Here is a 17,834-nt window from a genome sequence, read left to right on the forward strand (position 1 = left end):
GCGAAAAGGCTCCCACTTCCTCGCCTTCCTCGGCCTCGCAGCCGCCCTCACCTGCTACAAGAAGCTCGCGAAACTCACCACATGAGACATCCTCTAAGGCTCCGGTGATCTCGGGAGGCGCACCGTACACGTCGTGTCAGCCGAATGACTGCACTGATGCGGGCGGCCCGGGTACCGCGGGAACGTTCACATTCACGGGGGACAAGAGCGTCATCGGATTCCAGTACCGGCTCTCCACGCAGAGTGCCTGGTCTGCGACGGTCTCCGGCTCGACGGTGACGCGGGCGGTCAAGCCTTCCCTCGCCGGTACGCAGACGCTCGTGGTCAGGGCCAAGGACAGCCTCAACCGGTGGAGTGGGAACAGCTATTTCGACTTCAAGGTCGCTGCGGCGCAGGGGCCGACGGGGCAGTGGCATTTCGCGGAGGGTCCGCCCTCGACCACCAGCGCGGATTCCGCGACCGTCGGCACACGTCATCCGGCCACCCTGAACGGCTCGGCCGGCTGGTCCAACGACGCCCGACGGGGCTACCTCACCACCGGCGACCACTCCTTGTACCTCCACGGTGACACCTCCTATGCCCAGACCAGTGAGCCGGCCGTGAACACGGCCGATTCCTTCACGGTCTCCGCCTGGGCGTACCTGGAGAGCGACACGACGTTCGGCTCGGTGATGGCGCAGGGCGGGCCTGGCGCGGGGTTGTTCGAGCTGTACTACTCGAAGGGTGTCAACCGGTGGATGTTCAAGTGGCACACCTCCGACAACGTGGTCTACGCGTCCGCCGGCGACACGGGGAAACCGCCGCTGCAGGTTTGGACGCACCTGGCCGGTGTGTATGACGCGGACGCCCAGACGATTCAGCTGTTCGTCAACGGCGAGGCCCAGGGCGACCCGGTCACGATCCCGGCAGCTGACACCCCGAGGGCCACGACGCTGCCGTTGCAGTTCGGCCGCTCCAGCAACTACGCCGGGTCGGCGTACATCGACTATTTCACCGGCCGGCTGGATGAGTTCGAGGTGTGGCAGCGGGCGCTGACGGCTGATGAGATCAGCCTGGACGCCCAGTTGATCGATCCGGACACCAAGTGGCCGTCGACCGAGCTGGTCGCACACTATGACCCGTCGGTTGCTACTGGCACCACGGTCAAGGACATCACCCCCTATCAGCGTCTGCCTTTGCAGCTTTCTGCGACCGGGGCGTTGCTTGACGCGGAGAGCGGGGCGATCAGTCTCGACGGTGCCTCGGGCACAGCCACGACCGGCAGCCCGTTGGTGGATCCCTCCGGATCGTTCACGGTCTCGACCGAGGCGATGCTGGATTCGGAAGCGGTGGAGGGCAAGCCTGTCGGATATACCGCGCAGGTCCTCAGCCAGCAGGCCGCGGACGGATCCGTGTGGGGTTTCTGGTACCAGATCACGGGCATCGATCCCGACCTCGGCACGGTCACGGCGAAGTGGTATTTCGGACGCCGGGACGCCGACGGCAGCGTCAGCACCTCGGCAGTCTCCTCCGAGGACAATGCCGAAACGGGCAGTCCTGTGCGCCTGGTCGGTGTCTACGACGCCTCCGCGCACGTCGCGCACCTCTACCTGAACATGGATGAGCAGACCAAGGGCGTGAGCTATACACCGGCACAGACGCTTACTGATCTCGCCGTCGGCTCGGCATTGCTGAACGCTACTCGCGGAAACTATTTCCCTGGCCAGATCGATGACGTGAGGATCTGGGCGGGTGCCATGGCCGACGGAAATCAGATCGCCGACGTGATCCTTAATTAACCTCCGACGACCGGTGTGTGGGCCGCGCACTGGCGACCCACACCACCCACTGGAAACTTTCTCTCCCCCAGGCTCCAAGAAATCAGCCGAGCACGATGGGGCAGGGCTGAGCATCTACCGAAGGACTGAGACTCGTGGGCACTGGTTTCAGGTTTGCCACGCTGCGTCGCACCGCCAACCACTCCTCCCCGCCCCTACCGCCTCCACCGCCTGCCCGAAGACGCTCCAGGCGGATGCAGCGCCTGGGCGCCGTCGGCGTAGCGCTGGGACTGATACCGCCGTTGCTGTCCGTGTCGATGGCGACGGCTGCTGTTGCCGCGCCGCTGGGCCGGCCGGATGTGCCCAAGCCGCACGTCAGCAAGGTCTTTCCCTTCGACAGTACGAAGGGCGAAGGCGCTGCGGCTGCGGCGGCCAAAGGGCGCGCCGCTGACGGCGTCCTGGCGGCGCGGGCGCTGAAGGAGCAGACGGCGCCCGTGGCCTGGCCGAAGGCCGCCACCGCCACCCTCACTCTTGCGGCCGGTGGCCATGCCCGGGTGAAGCCCGGCTCGCTGCCGGTCACCGTGACCTCCCTGGCCAAGCCCTCCGCAGCCAAGGCGAAGGCAGGCGCGAGGGCGAAGGCGAAGTCGGGGACGGGTTCGAAGTCCGGGGTGGCTACTGCTTCCGGCGCGGTGAAGGTCTCGGTCCTGGACCAGAAGGCGGCCGAGCGTGCCGGGGTCACCGGTGTGGTGCTGAGCGCGCAGGCCGAGCACGCCGGCACCGCTCAACTCTCCGTTAGCTACTCCGCGTTCGCCGGTGCCTTCGGTGGCGACTGGGCGGGCCGTCTGCGTCTGGTGGAGCTGCCCGCGTGTGCCCTGACCACGCCGCAGCAGGCTCGGTGCCGTCACCAGACGCCGCTGAACTCCCGCAACGACGTGGGCTCCCAGCAGGTACGCGCTGAAGTCGACCTGCCTGCGACACCCGAGCCTGGTGCGGCGGTGTCGTCGTCATCGGGCCCGGTGGTGCTGGCACTGGCTGCCAGCGCAACGGGTGCGTCGGCGACCGGCAGCGGCAACCCTTCCGCTACCCCGCTCGGTGCCTCGTCCACCTGGGAGGCGGGCGGGTCCTCGGGCTCGTTCACCTGGAACTATCCGCTGCGCACCCCGGCTGCGGCGGCCGGCCCTGCACCGGACCTGTCGATCTCCTACGATTCGGGCAGCATCGACGGCCAGACCGCCAACACCAACAACCAGGGCACACAGATCGGCGAAGGCTTCGATCTCCCCTCCTCCTACGTCGAGCGCCGCTACTCCTCCTGCGACGACGACGGTCAGGACGACAAGCAGGACCAGTGCTGGAAGTACGACAACGCGTCCCTGGTCTTGAACGGCAAGGCCAGTGAGCTGGTCAAGGACGACACCACGGGTACCTGGCGGCTGAAGGACGACGACGCCTCCACGGTTACCCACTCCACCGGCGCCGACAACGGTGACGAGGGGGACGCCGACATTGACGGCGCCGGTGAGTACTGGACCGTCACCACCGGCGACGGCACCAAATACGTCTTCGGCAAGGACAAACTGCCCGGCGCGAACACGGAGCGCACCAACTCCGTATGGACCGTTCCGGTGTTCGGTGACGATTCCGGCGAGCCTGGCTACAGCAAGGGTTCCGCCTTCGCCGACCGATCCGTGAACCAGGCGTGGCGGTGGAACCTGGACTATGTCGTGGACACCCACGACAACGCCATGTCGTACTGGTACGCGAAGGAGACCAACTACTACGCCAAGAACGGCGATGACTCTCCGACGACCGAGTATGTGCGTGGCGGGTATCTGAAGGAGATCCGCTACGGGCAGCGCGCGGGGCTGCTGTTCGCCACCGGGACTGATGCGGACAGTCCGGAGAAGGTCACCTTCGACTACGCCGAGCGCTGCCTGGCGGCCGACTGCTCCTCGCTGACCAAGGACACGGCGAAGAACTGGCCGGACGTGCCGTTCGACGCGATCTGCGATCAGGGCAAGGACTGCGCCGCCAACACCGGCCCGTCCTTCTTCACCCGCAAGCGTCTGACCGGAATTCACACCTACACCTGGGACACCCGCAAGAGCCCCGCCTCGCTCCAGCAGGTCGATTCCTGGACTCTGAAGCACAAGTACCTCGATTACGGTGACACCGGCGACTCCAGTGACCAGACCCTGGTCCCGGACCAGATCCAGCACACCGGCTACGGCTCGGGCGCCACATTGTCCCTGGAACCGGTGACCTTCACCTACCAGGACCGCGCCAACCGCGTCGACACGAACAACGACGACATCCTGCCGATGACCAAACCGAGGATCAAAACCATCACCTCGGAAACCGGGCAGGTCACCACCGTCAGCTTCTCCGGCCCCGAGTGCAGCTATGCGGCCGGCCTGCCGGCCCCGGATGCGAACACCAGCGCCTGCTACCCGGTGTACTGGCACATCAACGGCTCCGCCGAACAGAAGCTGGACTGGTTCCAGAAATACCGGGTCATCACCGTAGAGGACGCGGATCCCACGGGCCACTCGGACGCGGTGCAGACCGCCTACACCTACGACGACGGTGGCGCCTGGCACTACAACGACGATCCGTTCACCGAGAACACGTACCGCACCTGGTCCGTCTGGCGCGGCTACGGCAAGGTGACCGCCACCACCGGCACCGGATCCACGGTCTCCAAGACTGTCTCGGTCTTCCTGCGCGGCATGGACGGCGACCGGCAGGTCAACGCCGACGGCACCGCAGACACGCCACGGAAGGTCAGCGTCACCGGCATCAAATCCGGCGCCCTCACCGACAAGGACGAATACGCCGGCTTCCTGCGCGAACAGGTCGTCTACAACGGCGCCGCCGAAGTCTCCGGCACCATCAACGCCCCCTGGTCCACGAAAACAGCCACCCAGCACAAGTCCTACGCCGACATCGAGGCGTACATGGTGCGCACCGGGACAGCCAAGAACTGGACCAGGGCCACCAGCACCGGAACACCAGTGGACCGCTCCACCACAACCACCACCACCTTCGACGACTACGGCATGCCTGCCACCGCACAGACCAGCGGTGACGGCATCCCGACCACCTGCACCCGCACCTGGTACGCCCGCAACCCCAGCGCGGGCATCACCACGCTGACCTCACGGGTCCGCGCCGTCGCCCGGCCCTGCGCGACGGCGGAGACCGACCTGAACCTGCCGGCGGACGACAAGAGCCAAGGCGATGTCGTCTCCGACACCGCGACGGTCTACGACACCGCCGGGGCCACCGCCTGGTCGCAGAACCAGGTTCCCACCAAGGGCGAGACCACCTGGACCGGGCGCGCGACGGGTTATCCGGCGGCCGCGACCGGCGGGGAGCGGCCCCCGTCCTGGCAGACGGTGACAACCATCACGGGCTACGACGGTCTGGGCCGGCCCAGCACCGTGGCCGACGCAAACGGCAACACGACGGTCACGAAGTACACCCCGCCCGCAACCGGTTCCCTAGTGGCTGCGGTGGGCCCGTTGACGCGGACGGACGTCACCAACGCCACCAAGGCACAGACGACCATCACCCTCATCGACCCCTTCTGGAGCCTGCCTTTCAAATCGCAGGACATGAACGGGAAGATCAGCAAGCAGGGCTATGACGCGCTGGGCCGCCTGACCGACGTATGGCGGCCCGACCGCTCGGGAAGTGACACTCCCAACACCAGCTACGCCTACAGCGTCACCGCGGACAAGCCGTCCTGGGTGTCGACCAAAACGCTGAACGCGGACGGCAGGACCTACACCACCAGCTACCAGATCTACGACGCGAAACTCCGCCCGCTGCAGACACAGACACCTTCACCGCTCGGTGGCCGGATCATCACCGACACCCGCTACGACGACCGTGGGCTGGTGACAGAGTCCTACGCGGACGTCTACGACAACACCTCCGGCCCGACCGGCGAACGCATGGGCGTGCAATACGCCGGGGCCCCGTCGCAGACCGAGACCGTCTTCGACGGTGCAGGCCGCCCCACGACCAGCACCTTCCTGGTGCGCGGGGTCAAGCGCTGGTCGACGACCACCAGCTACACCGGCGACTCGACCGCCACCACCGCCGTGGACGGCGGGTCGGCCAGCCGGACGTTCACCGACGTCCTCGGCCGCACCACCGAAACCCGCCAGTACGCCGGCACCAACCCCGACAGCAACACCTCCTACACCTCCACCACGTTCACCTACACCCCGGGCAGCGCCCCCCAGACCGTCACCGCCGAAGCTGACGGCACGACGTGGTCCTACCGCTACGACCTGTACGGACGCCAGACCTCGGCCACCGACCCGGACAAGGGCACAACGACCACCAGCTACAACAAGCTGGACCAGGTGGCCTCCACCCAGGACGCCAACCACAACGTCCTGTCGTACGCCTACGACGCACTCGGCCGCAAAACGAACGAGTGGAACACCACCACCCAGACCGACGCGAACAAGCTCGCCAACTGGACCTACGACACCGTCACCGGCGGGAAGGGCCAGCCCGCCACGTCCACCCGCTACGTCGGCGGAGCCGACAGCACCGGCAAGGCATACACCCGAGCCGTCACCCACTACGACAGCGTCTACCGGCCCACCGACACCACCCTCACCCTGCCGAGCACTGATCCACTGGTCACCGCAGGAGTCCCAGCCACCCTCGCCTTCCACACGGACTACAACGTCGACGGATCGGTGAACGCCGCCTTCGATCCCGCCGTGGCGGGCCTGGACTCAGAAGGCGTTACTTACCACTACAACACGCTGGGCCAGATCACGGGCAGCCAGGGCATCAGCGGCTACCTCCTGGACACCTCCTACTCCGAACTGGGCGACCCCCTGCAACTCAGCCTCGGCCAGTCCGTCAACAACCCCAACAAAGCCTTCATCACCAACCACTACGAAGACGGCACCCGCCGCCTGACGGATTCCATCGTCACCGACACCACCCACCCCTACCAGCTGCAAAACCTCCAGTACGGGTACGACGACGTCGGCAACGTCACCCACATCTTCGACCCCACCACCCTCGGCGGCACCTCAAAGGCCGACAACCAGTGCTTCACCTACGACGGCTACCGCCGCCAGAGCGAAGCCTGGACCCCCACCACCCCCGACTGCTCCACCACCAACCGCACCACCGCCAACCTCGGCGGACCCGCCCCCTACTGGACCAGCAACACCTACACCGACTCCGGCCTGCGCACCACCGAAACCACGCACACCCCGGCCGCCACTACCAAGACCACCTACTGCTACGACACCAAACGGCCGCACGCTCTCACCACCACGACGACGAGCACGGCGACGGCCCCCTGCACCGGCCTCACCCCCACCTACGTCTACGACGACAGCGGCAACACCACCACCAGGCCCGGCCCCAAAAACCCGCAGACACTCCACTGGGACACCGAAGGCAAACTGTCCACGGTCACTGACGCCGCACCGGGCACGGCCGATACCAGCTACCTGTACGACGCCGACGGCAGCCTCCTGATCCGGCGCCCCACCAACGCGACGGGCAACGGCGAAACCGTCCTCTACCTCGGCACCACCGAAGTCCACCTCACCGTCACCGGCACCACCAAAAAGCTCTACGGACTGCGCTACTACACCGCAGGCAGCCAGACCATCGCACTGCGCAGCAACCAGGCCAGCAACGGCGGCACCGCCACCACCCTGACCTTCCTGGCCGCAGACCAGCACAGCACCTCCAGCCTCGCCATCGAGTCCACCACCCAAGCCATCACCAAGCGCTACACCACCCCCTTCGGCGCCGACCGCGGCACACCCCTCTACGGTCCCTGGCCCGACGACAAGGGATTCCTCGGCAAACCAGCCGACACCACCACCGGCCTCACCCACATCGGCGCCCGCGAATACGACCCCACGACCGGCCGCTTCATCAGCGTCGACCCACTCCTCGAAACCGACAAACCCCAGACCCTCAACGGCTACACCTACAGCGCCAACAATCCGGTCACCTTCTCCGACCCCACCGGCGAAGGACTCGCCTGCGGGCAAGGATTCGATGTCGGCTGCGGCGACGGGGTCGTCACCCGCGGCGACGGCAGCCTGTCCAAAAACGGCAAACCCACCGGCGGCGGCGTACTCAAGGGATGGGCCCACACGGGCAACAGCGGCGGCACGGCCACCGCCGGTAGCGATAGCAAGAAGAGCAGTGACTCCGGGCAGAGCTGGCTTTCGACCATCAAGGACACGATCGCAGACGTCGGTTCTGTGCTCTTCTCCCAACCCGAGATCTGGTGGGGCGCTACGGAAACCGTCGGAAGCATTTTCTTGATGGGGTTTGGTGGTGACACCGTCCTTGGCGGCGCCGCCCTCTGCACCACCGTAGTAGGTTGCTTCGCCGGAGCTCCCGCAATCGCAGGCGGTCTGACCATCTCCAGCGTCGGAGCCGCCGGTGCTGGAGACGGCATCGGACGGATCAACGAGGGGCTCGGAACGGCTCTAAGGGAGGCCAGTAGTGAATCTTCCGGTGGTTCGAGAACATTCACTTCGGACGACCCGCTCGTCGGCGACCTGGCCACCTCTATCGAGGCGAAGTACCCTGGGTTGGTCGAAGATGTCAATGTTCCAGTCAACCGTGCTGATGGTTCTACGCTGACTGACTTTGATATTGAGCTCAAGAATGCCGTTATCCAGGTGAAGGCTGGCCCTGGAAAAGGTGCTGGAGCGCAGGTGACTCGGACGCAGGAAGGAACCGACAAGCCGGTGATCGTTTACGGTCCGAAACTTCGGCCTGCCGTGGTAAAAGAGGTAAATAGTCGAGGAGGGATTGGCGTTACGTCAATGGATGATCTACTGTCAGTGATCGCGCCATGAATTCACTGATCGCCTGCTTGCCTTACGGCGTTACGGTCGAAGAGTTCTCTGATGAATTGGAGAAAAGTGGAATTGATGTAGATTTTGTGCGTAATCGTCTTTCCGTTTCGTACGGGGGCTCCCATGCTTGGATCGAAGTAGACTCGCATGGTGAACTGGAGAGGGAGTATGAGCCTGATGAGCGTGCTCTCATAAAGGAGCTCATCGGAGTATGGGTAGGATTCATTATCGATTATCGAACGCAGGAAGCCGCAGATGCTGTCGTTGCTGCAGTAGCTCAGAAATGGCCGTGCGTCGTAGACGACGAGGCAGGTTTTCTGGGGCTGGCGCGAGATTACTTCGAGCGCTGAATTTTCTGCGTCGTCCAGGTTGTTGGGACTCTTCAGGAGGGTTCAGCTGATCCAGGACGTCATCGAAGTGACGCCACGAACAGCTCTTCGGAGCAGCAGCATGGCTGCCGCCTCGGAATCCTCGTCCAGGTTCGTGGCGGTTTCACTCGGGAGACGGAGGGTTGGAAGGTCTTTGTGGCCCCCGTTCCACACTGAAACCGATGCCCTGCCGCCCGAGATTGCTTCCACCGTTCTGTGCCCTGTAATGCGTGGATATAGCTGACGGTGGCAATGAGGGAGGCAGGGCCGCCGGGGCCCCGACTGCACTGGAGTCGCCGGGTCCGCGGTCCCACGGGACAGGAGATTCTAGGATGCTGTTGGGGCATGCGGCCCGTTGATCTTCCGTACGGCGGCGACAGCACCTTGCAGACGGATGTCCCCGCATATGGTGGATACCCAAGCAAAAGGACACTTGCTCTACAGCGAATCCACAATCGGTCGGCAAGGGGTCTACAGGGCGTGATCTTCACGCGCGATGACCGGGCGGGGGAGGGGAAACTGTCGTCGCGGCTCGGTCTGGTGACGGAGGCTGTCGTGGCGGCGCCGGAGATGGATCTGTACGCCTACGATGCCCGCCGTCCTGGAAGCGACCTGTGCGTGGTCTGGGACCGGTGCCCGGTCGGTGGAGTGCGTCACGCTACGGCAGCCCGCCGACCCGCAACCCGACCTGGACCTGCGGCTCGACGCGCCAGGCCGCGCGCACGGTGACTCTCGCCGACGGAACCGAACTTGCTCACGACGTCGTGATCCTGGGTCGCAAACTGAGTGGCACGGACAAGACCAAGTCCACCGCGGCGAGGCCATCGACCCGCGCCAACCGTAGCTGGGCCCGTTTTCACAGGCGGAGACCGTCGGCTACGACCTCACCGGCAACCGGCAACCGGCAACCGGCAACCGGCAACCGGCACGCGGGCATGCCCACCTCCCGGGGCGGATACAGGGCGAGATTCCCTGCCGCCCAGGGCGTGCTGCAGGGCAGTGAGATTGCGGAACTGATTGACTCAGCCGCCGCTCTTGCGCCGGAACGACCGCTGGCTCGCAGCCGGGCCGTGCGCCCCACGGACCTTCGACGCATTGACGTTCGCAGCAAGGTCAGCGGCGTCCGCCTGCACACCCCGCTTGCGCGCCAAGGCCTCCCGGAACTTGCGTTTCAGGTCGTACTGGCCGTCGCTGTCGGGCACCAGAGCGGACGTCTCGGGGCCGGTCGGCTCCGAACCTTCTTCGGATGCAGGCTCTGCGGTCATGGCGACCTCCTGGGTTCGGGCTGTGGGAAACACAGCTTGTCGTGCCGGGCGCAGTACGGGGCGCAAGTAACATCATCTTGGCTCCGGCTTCGGAGGGTATCGCCTCGCGGCCGGGCACACCACGAGGGCCTATCTCGTAGGTGTATGCACAGGAGGGGTTCGGGCCGGGCTGGAGATTCTCCATTCCGGGATCGGAAGTCTTCGATTGTCAGGGCAGCGGGCTCTCAGCCGCCGCGGCGCACCAGGGCCGCCTTGCGGGCCTCGGCGAGCTTGCGGGCCTCGGCGGCCTTCCGGGACTTGCCGCCGGCGCCGCGGGAGGTGTCCTTGCTGGTGCCCAGACCCCGGAAGGGAGCGTTGGCGTTTTGGGGCCGGGGCGCGGCGGGCCTGCCGTCGAGCGGGGTGCCGGAGGGTGCCTTGGCCCCGGTGATCCGGCTCAGCTCCGCCTCGCCCGAGCGCACCTTGGTGATGGTCGGCTCGATGCCGACCCCGGCCAACAGCCGGCTCATCTCGCGGCGCTGGCCCGCCAACACCAACGTGACGACGCTGCCGGACTCACCGGCCCGGGCAGTACGGCCCGCGCGGTGCACATAGTCCTTGGGGTCGGTGGGCGGGTCGACGTTGACCACGAGATCGAGGTCGTCGACGTGCAGTCCACGGGCCGCGACATTGGTCGCCACCAGGACGGTGATCTGACCGTTCTTGAACTGCGCCAGGGTCCGTGTGCGCTGCGGCTGGGACTTGCCGCTGTGCAGGGCCGCAGCGTGCACTCCGCTGGCCCGCAGATGGCGGGTGAGCTGGTCGACCGCGTGCCTGGTGTCCAGGAACAGCAGTACGCGGCCGTCGCGGGCGGCGATCTCCGTGGTGACGGCGTACCGGTCGGGGCCGTGGACGACCAGAACATGGTGGTCCATCGTCGTGACTGAGCCCGCGGACGGGTCGACCGAGTGGACGACGGGGTCGTGGAGATAGCGGCGGACCAGCTGGTCGACGTCGCGGTCCAGAGTGGCCGAGAACAGCATCCGCTGACCGTCGGGGTGCACCTGGTCGAGTACCTCGGTCACGTGCGGCAGGAAGCCCATGTCGCACATCTGGTCGGCCTCGTCGAGGACGGTGATCCCTACCCGTCCCAGGCGGCAGGCCCTGCGCTCGATGAGGTCGTGCAGACGGCCGGGGGTGGCGACGACCACCTCGGCTCCATCGCGCAGCGCAGCGACCTGCCGGCCGATCGACATGCCGCCGACGACCGCGGCCATCCGCAGCCGCAGTGCCTCTGCGTACGGCGCAAGCGCCTCGGTGACCTGTTGGGCCAGCTCTCGGGTGGGCACCAGGATCAGGGCGAGGGGCTGCTTCGGTTCCGCGCGCCGCCCGGCCGTCCGTGCGAGCAGCGGCAGGCCGAAAGCGAGCGTCTTGCCCGATCCGGTGCGCCCGCGCCCCAGGACGTCGCGTCCCGCGAGGGCATTGGGCAGCGTGGCCGCTTGGATCGGGAAGGGCTGGCTCACACCGAGTTCGCTGAGCGTTCGCAGTACCTCGGCCGGCAGTTCCAGGCTGGCGAAGGAAGCGATCGGGGGCACCGTTGCGGCAGTGGCCATGAGCGGGGCGAGATCGCTGTGCGAGGTGCCAGGGCGGTCAGGGAGATTCATGGAGAGCCTTCCGCATGCGAACGTACCGAGGAAGGCCCGGTAGGAATGAGCAGTCGACGAGCAAGAGGAACCGGACAGGCAGGATCGCCCCACCATCACGAGCACGCAAAAGCACAAGGTTAACACAAAGTGACAGCCCCGCGTCCCGAGATCGCGGCCCGGCGCTTCCGGCCCTCGCCCAAGTGACGATCTTGGCATTCTTGGTCCTGCTGACGGGAGGGCAACGGAGTCGTCCGTCGACGGAGTTGTCGGCACCCGGTCCGGTGGCTTGCAGAACGGACGGACGCTGAGGCGCGCAGGGAGGCGCGGGGTTGAATCTGGTTCACGTCGAATACCCGTTCCTTTTGGTGCGTCAGAACGGCAGGCCCTGGAGGTCCACGCCGACGGTGGGCCGGGGCAGGTCGGCCAGGTCGTACGTCATGGTGCTCAGCGGGCAGGGCCGGGGGCCGGCAGGCTGTCGGAAGGTGACCGGCACAGCCATGCGGCGCCATCCGAGCCGTGTGCAGAGCGGGACCAGCTCCGGGCGGCAGAGCAGCATCACCGTTTCGGCCCCGGCGTCCCGGGCGTGTTCGATCGCGACGCTGATCATGGTCCTGGCGATGCCCCGGTTCCGATGGGCAGGGTGCACCAGCACACCGCCCAGCCCGGCGACGCGACGCGGTGCCCCGTCGAATGCCATCTCCCGCAGCAGCAACCCCGCGGAAGCCACCAGCCGGCTGTCACGGAAAGCCGTCAGTGTGTGTTCCTTGTCCGACCAGGCCAGGCCGAACCCGTTGATCCCGAAGGGGTCGGGCCGGCCATCGCAGAGTGCGGCGGTGTCCTCCCGGTCACCGGGACCGGGTGCGTAGTGCAGTCGGAGGTCTGAATCGTCTGAATCACCTGAAACACCGTCCAGTACCGCAGGTGTTTCCGCCTCCGCGTACACGGCGGGATCGAACCGGTACCGCACACAGTGCAGGCCACTGGACTGGACGGTCCCGGACTCCTCGGCACCCAAGCGGCGCAGCACCGCGATCGAGGCCATGTTGCCAGGCAGGACGAACGCGAGGACGGCCGGGAGCTTGAGCCGGCGGAACGCCAGGTCCAGGCAGGCACGGCCCGCCTCCGCCGCGATGCCGCGGCCCTGTGCCCGCGGATGGACGGCGAAGCCGAGGTCGACCCCGTACCCGGCCCGGTTGCGCAGTCCCACCCGTCCGAGGAAGGCATGGTCTGCCGCGTCCCTGACCGCGAAGTCGCCGTAGCCGTGCCTGGACCAATGGGCGACGTGATCGTCACACATGGCCTCGGCTGCGGAGCGGCTGTCCGCCCGGCCGGTCGCCAGCCACCGCATCACACTGTCCTGACTGACCACAGCCTCGAACAGATCGTTGCTGTCCTCGCGGCGGATCGGCTCCATCACCAGCCGCTGCGTGCGCAAGACGGGTCCATGCAACCGAGCCACTCTGCAACTCCCCTCAGCCAACGGGAGGGAAGCATATGTGCCAGGCGTCGTGGAGCTGGTTGAGTCGTTCCATCCGTTCCATCCGTTCCATCCGTTCCATCCGTTCCATCCGTTCTGGCGGGTGTTTCCACCTCCTCCGCGCCGCCGCAGGGCGGTAACCGCACGGTACGGAGATCGCGAGGCCCGCGCATCGGTCATCTGTGATGCAGCCGATCACCTGAGATGTGTGTCCCACCCCTCTCCTTGAAGGCCCGCACGCGTCACCGTGTCGGCGGTGTCGCGTGCGGGCCTCGTGGCGTGCGGGCCTCGTGTTGCCGCGGGCCTTGTGCCGCGTGCTGGCGTCGTGCTGTGTGTGGGCCTCGCGCCGCGTGCGGGCCTCGCGCTGTCTGTCAGCTTCGGATGGGGCCCTCACAGGTGTAGTCCGACGTCCCCGCGACCCGGTTGGACCAGATGTCCACCTCGCCGAACGAGCAGTTCATGTCCGTCAGGTTGTTGTCGCCGCCCGCGGCACGTTCGAGGAGGAAGTAGTCGACCGTCTCGGACATGTCCTTGAAGACCGCGTCCGCGTTGTCGGCGTTGGTCAGGTTCGCGGAGATCCGGCCGGTGCAGACGAACCGGGGGCGATCCGTCGAGCCGGTGGCACGGCAGTCGGGGACGGATTCGGTCGTCGCGGTGAAGGAGGAGCGAATCTGGTCGGGCGAGGTGTCGCGGAGCTGGTCCAGCGGCGTATAGGTGGTGTCGGGCACGTACAAGTCGTCCAAGTTGGCGATCTGTTCGTCGAGGAAGCGGTCGTACGCGCTCTGCAACCCCGCGTCCCTGCCGAGTCGGTCGCGCCAGGCGTCGAAGGCCGCCGGGTCGTCGGAGCGCAGGTCGCGGTACATCTCCCGGAGCAGGGAGGGGCGTTCGGTCCACAGGAACTCGAAGAACGTGCCCGCGTAGTCGTAGAAGCGGAAGCCGTCGCCGTCGTAGGTGGCGTGCAGGAGCTGGTTGACGGTCATGCGCGGCCCGCCGCCGGCCGTGTCGTGGATGATGCCCTGGACCAGGGACTTGCGGACCCGGATGCCGTCGTCGCGGGTGGCGCCGTCGAAGAACTCGGCGGTGCCCTCGTCCATCGCGGTGGTCCGGTCGCCCTCGTACCAGGGCCCCTCGCCGAAGGAGCCGGGCACCGCCCAGCGGCCGTTGAGGTAATGCGTGTACTCGTGGCGGAACAGTTCCTCCAGGGTCAGGCTGGAGTCCTGCGGGACGCGGCGCTGGTAGGTGTAGAAGGTCGCTCCCTGCTCGATGTAGATGCCGCCGTTGTCGGTGTCCATGCCGGTGAGGAGTGGGTGGAAGTTCTCGTAGTCGGCGCGGGAGGCGTACAGGACGATGTGCAGGGTGGTATTGGTGTCGCCCGCCAGGGGCTCCTGCGTACCGAGGACGCGGTGGAACTGCGCATTGACCTGCTTGCTCGCGTAGTAGAGCTGGTCGACGGTGTCCCGGTCGAGGGCGGTGCGGACCTGCATGCCGTCGACGCCGTCGGCGCCGTATGCGTACGTGGACGGGAAGAGACGTTTCTCGATGTCGTCCTTGCACACGTGGTACGGGGCGCAGGCCTCGAACCACACCAGCCAGGTGGCGACCTTCGCCCACGGCGCGCTGCTGTCCCCGAAGTTGCGGGCCGTGGTGTCCAGGAGGGTGCCGAGGCCGGAGACGGTCTCGTCGCGGAGCCCGTCGATCTGGCCGAAGCGGCCGTATTCACTGAGCGCGTCGCGTACCACCCAGGCGTTGGGCCCGTCCTTGAGGTGGGTGTAGTCGGCGAAGGACCTGAACATGGTCCGGTATGAGGGGTCGGCCAGCACCGCGGCGTGGAAGGCGGCGTCCTGGTTGCCGGGGTACACGCCGAGGTAGTTCACGGAGAGCGCCGCGAGGGCGGCACCGGCCCAGGAGGTGTCCTGGGCGGTGTCGGGGTGCTGGGCGTCCATGGTGGTCAGAACCCGCTTGATCAGCGGGAGTTGGTACTGGCGCAGGCCGGGGGCGGAAGCCGCGTCGAGGGCTTCGCGCAGGGTCTCGGCGTTGGGGCGGGTGACGTCGAAGGTGCGGGCGGCCGAGCCGAAGGCGTCGACGGCCTCGCGCATGGCGTTCACGGTCGGCGCGTCGGTGACGTCGATCTCGCCGTGCGAGAAGTCCTGGTAGGCCACGGCGTGCAGGTAGGTGAACATCTCCAGCAGGTGACTGCCGTTCTTGCCGTCGTGGGCGGAGGCGAGCCGGGTGATGCGGCGGGAGACGGCCTGGACGTGTTGGTCCGACATGACGGGGACGAGCCGCTGGTCCCAGGTCCACAGGATGGAGCGCAGGCAGTCGTCGGCGGTGACGGCGGGGTCGGCCAGGAAGTCGGCGAAACTCTCCGGGGACAGACCGGTGACACCGTCGAGCGTGCAGGGCACGGATGCCGCGCCGAGGGTGGCAGGCGGTGTGACGGCGTGGTCCTTGCCCTTCGGTAAGGGTGTACGGGGCCCGGGGATGCGACCGCCTGTGAGGCCGCCGGGGGTCGGCACCTTCCGGGCGTGGTTGGGGGCCTTGGCCAGGCGGTCGACCGTGTCGAGGGGGTTCGGCGAGGCGGTCGGGCTGGTCGCCGAGGCCGGGCGTATCGCCGTAGGCGACGGGGCTGCGGGGGCGGCCGCGAAACCGGACGGGGTCGCCGTCATGCAGAGTGCCACCGTCGCGGTGGCGGTGAGCAGGCTACTGCGCGTGGTTCTGCGCAGAAGCCCGCGCAGGTTTCTTGACTGGAACACCGTTGGCTCCTGTCTGGGAGTGGGCAAGCGATGCGTGCGCTGGGGGCAGTGGGGCCGCGCGGCCTCAACTGCTCCGTGCGTGGTGGCGTGTGAGGAGACGAGGGTCGTGTTGTTGAGTACATGACGCCATGTGATGCGTAACGTTATTATGTGAAATTGCACTGACGTGCAAGAGTTGCGACGTGACGGATTGCGGAAGCGCGCGCCAAGTGGCTCGGGTGCGCGGTCGGCAGCCGGTGAGGCAGCCGGCGGGAAAAGCGGTACCTGCGCTGAAAGGTGACACGTCGCGCGACGGTGCGCAGGTGCACTCGACGGATCGAGGAGGAGCGATGAACGAACCCCAGGCCGACGCACCCAGGACGGTCAGTCATGACCTGCCCGTCTCACCCGAGTTCGAGGCGTTCATGGCGGAAGGCTGGGCGCCCACCCCGCTGGCCGCCGACATCCGGCTGGCTGCCGCCGACTTCACCCCCGCCCGCCGTGCCCGGCTGTCCGCCCGCTTCCCCGGCGAGCGGCTGATCATCCCCGCGGGAGAGCTGAAGGTCCGCTCGAACGACTGCGACCACCGCTTCCGGCCGCACAGCGCGTACGCCTGGCTCACCGGTCTGACCGGCGAGGAGCAGGCCGGGCACGTCCTGGTCATGGAGCCGGACGGACCTCATCGGCACGAGGCGGTCCTGTACGTGCGGCCCCGCTCGCCACGTACCGACGGCGGCTTCTACCGGGACCGGCGCTACGGCGAGTTCTGGGTCGGCCGGCGCCCCGACCTCGACGAGGCCGAGCGGATGACCGGCATCCGCTGCGCCCGCCCCGGCGGCCAGGGAGTGCTGCCGCCGGGCCGTGACGCCATGGCCGACGCGGAACTCGCGGCGGTACTGAGCGAGTTGAGGCTGATCAAGGACGTCTGGGAGGTGCGCCAGTTGCAGTACGCCGTGGATCACACCGTCGCCGGTTTCGAGGACGTGGTACGTGACCTGCCGCGCGCCCTCGCCCACCCGCGCGGCGAGCGCTGGATCGAGGGCGTGTTCGGCCTGCGTGCCCGCGCCGAGGGCAACGGCACCGGCTACGAGACCATCGCGGCGTCCGGCGCCCACGCCTGCGTCCTGCACTGGATACGCAACGACGGCCCCCTGGATGCACAGCAGTTGCTGCTGCTGGACGCGGGTGTGGAGACGGACAGCCTCTACACCGCGGACATCACGCGCACCTTCCCGCTCTCCGGGCGGTTCTCACCCGTGCAACGGCAGGTGTACGAGCTCGTGCTCGCGGCTCAGGACGCGGGCATCGCGGCGCTCAGGCCGGGGGTGAGCTTCCGTGACTTCCATCGGGCCGCGATGCGCGTGATCGCGGAAGGGCTCACGGAATGGGGTGTGCTCAAAAGTCCCGAAGGCGACCTGCACCGCCGCTACACCCTGTGCAGCAGCGGGCACATGCTCGGGCTCGACGTCCACGACTGCGCGCAGGCGCGGGCGGAGAGCTATCTGGACGGGGTGTTGGCGGAGGGGCAGGTGCTGACGGTCGAGCCCGGCCTCTACCTCCAGCCCGACGACGAGACGCTGCCGGACGAACTGCGGGGCATGGGCGTACGCATCGAGGACGATCTGCTCATCACCTCCGAAGGAGCGCAGTTGATGTCCGGTGCCCTGCCGCGCACCCCGGATGCGATCGAGGCGTGGATGGGGGAGCTGACCGGGAGCCGCTGAGCCTCTTGGCAAGGAAA

Annotated in this window: 8 protein-coding genes and 1 pseudogene; 5 read left to right on the forward strand and 4 right to left on the reverse strand. The window is 67.2% G+C overall.

The genetic code is table 11. The features are described 5' to 3' along the window. Positions 1-320 precede the first annotated feature (320 nt). The 4 genes and pseudogenes from ACFYPJ_RS15230 to ACFYPJ_RS15245 form a co-directional block, all read left to right on the forward strand. A complete protein-coding gene (locus ACFYPJ_RS15230) occupies positions 321-1,778 on the forward strand; it encodes a LamG domain-containing protein (RefSeq protein WP_389016039.1) in 1,458 nt (485 codons plus the stop codon). A 233-nt stretch (positions 1,779-2,011) separates the two neighbouring features. After that, entirely contained in the window at positions 2,012-8,629 is a 6,618-nt protein-coding gene (locus tag ACFYPJ_RS15235; protein WP_389016042.1) for an RHS repeat-associated core domain-containing protein, read from the forward strand. Then, positions 8,626-8,979 (forward strand): hypothetical protein, encoded by a 354-nt coding sequence (locus tag ACFYPJ_RS15240; protein WP_389016045.1) that lies wholly within the window; start codon positions 8,626-8,628, stop codon positions 8,977-8,979. The genes ACFYPJ_RS15235 and ACFYPJ_RS15240 overlap by 4 nt, the downstream gene beginning before the upstream one ends. 402 nt (positions 8,980-9,381) lie before the next feature. Next, positions 9,382-9,585: pseudogene (locus ACFYPJ_RS15245) on the forward strand (hypothetical protein); the annotation flags it as partial. Positions 9,586-10,019: 434 nt separating this feature from the next. Here the strand turns inward: ACFYPJ_RS15245 and ACFYPJ_RS15250 are convergent. The 4 genes from ACFYPJ_RS15250 to ACFYPJ_RS15265 all read right to left on the reverse strand — a co-directional run bounded on the left by ACFYPJ_RS15250 (position 10,020) and on the right by ACFYPJ_RS15265 (position 16,114). Next, complete coding sequence (locus ACFYPJ_RS15250; protein ID WP_389016048.1) at positions 10,020-10,262, reverse strand: DUF5302 domain-containing protein; 243 nt, start codon at positions 10,260-10,262, stop codon at positions 10,020-10,022. Between the two features lie 224 nt (positions 10,263-10,486). After that, the gene (locus ACFYPJ_RS15255) at positions 10,487-11,902 is read right to left on the reverse strand and encodes a DEAD/DEAH box helicase (RefSeq protein ID WP_389016050.1); all 1,416 of its coding nucleotides are present in this window, start codon (positions 11,900-11,902) and stop codon (positions 10,487-10,489) included. Positions 11,903-12,254: 352 nt separating this feature from the next. Beyond that, positions 12,255-13,319, reverse strand: a complete 1,065-nt coding sequence (locus ACFYPJ_RS15260; RefSeq protein WP_389016052.1) for a GNAT family N-acetyltransferase — start codon at positions 13,317-13,319, stop codon at positions 12,255-12,257. A 413-nt stretch (positions 13,320-13,732) separates the two neighbouring features. Next, the gene (locus tag ACFYPJ_RS15265; RefSeq protein WP_389016055.1) at positions 13,733-16,114 is read right to left on the reverse strand and encodes a collagenase; all 2,382 of its coding nucleotides are present in this window, start codon (positions 16,112-16,114) and stop codon (positions 13,733-13,735) included. Positions 16,115-16,443: 329 nt separating this feature from the next. On the opposite strand from ACFYPJ_RS15265, the gene ACFYPJ_RS15270 reads away from it, so the two are divergent. After that, entirely contained in the window at positions 16,444-17,817 is a 1,374-nt protein-coding gene (locus ACFYPJ_RS15270; RefSeq protein ID WP_389016057.1) for an aminopeptidase P family protein, read from the forward strand. The last annotated feature ends 17 nt before the right edge of the window (positions 17,818-17,834 follow it).

It is taken from the genome of Streptomyces sp. NPDC006012, from assembly GCF_042871185.1.
In the GTDB taxonomy this organism is placed as follows: domain Bacteria; phylum Actinomycetota; class Actinomycetes; order Streptomycetales; family Streptomycetaceae; genus Streptomyces.

Coding starts and splice junctions, on each gene's coding strand:
- ACFYPJ_RS15240 (WP_389016045.1), top strand. CDS start 8,626: ATGAATTCACTGATCGCCTGCTTGCCTTACGGCGTTACGGTCGAAGAG.
- ACFYPJ_RS15235 (WP_389016042.1), top strand. CDS start 2,012: ATGCAGCGCCTGGGCGCCGTCGGCGTAGCGCTGGGACTGATACCGCCG.
- ACFYPJ_RS15250 (WP_389016048.1), bottom strand. CDS start 10,262: ATGACCGCAGAGCCTGCATCCGAAGAAGGTTCGGAGCCGACCGGCCCC.
- ACFYPJ_RS15255 (WP_389016050.1), bottom strand. CDS start 11,902: ATGAATCTCCCTGACCGCCCTGGCACCTCGCACAGCGATCTCGCCCCG.
- ACFYPJ_RS15270 (WP_389016057.1), top strand. CDS start 16,444: ATGAACGAACCCCAGGCCGACGCACCCAGGACGGTCAGTCATGACCTG.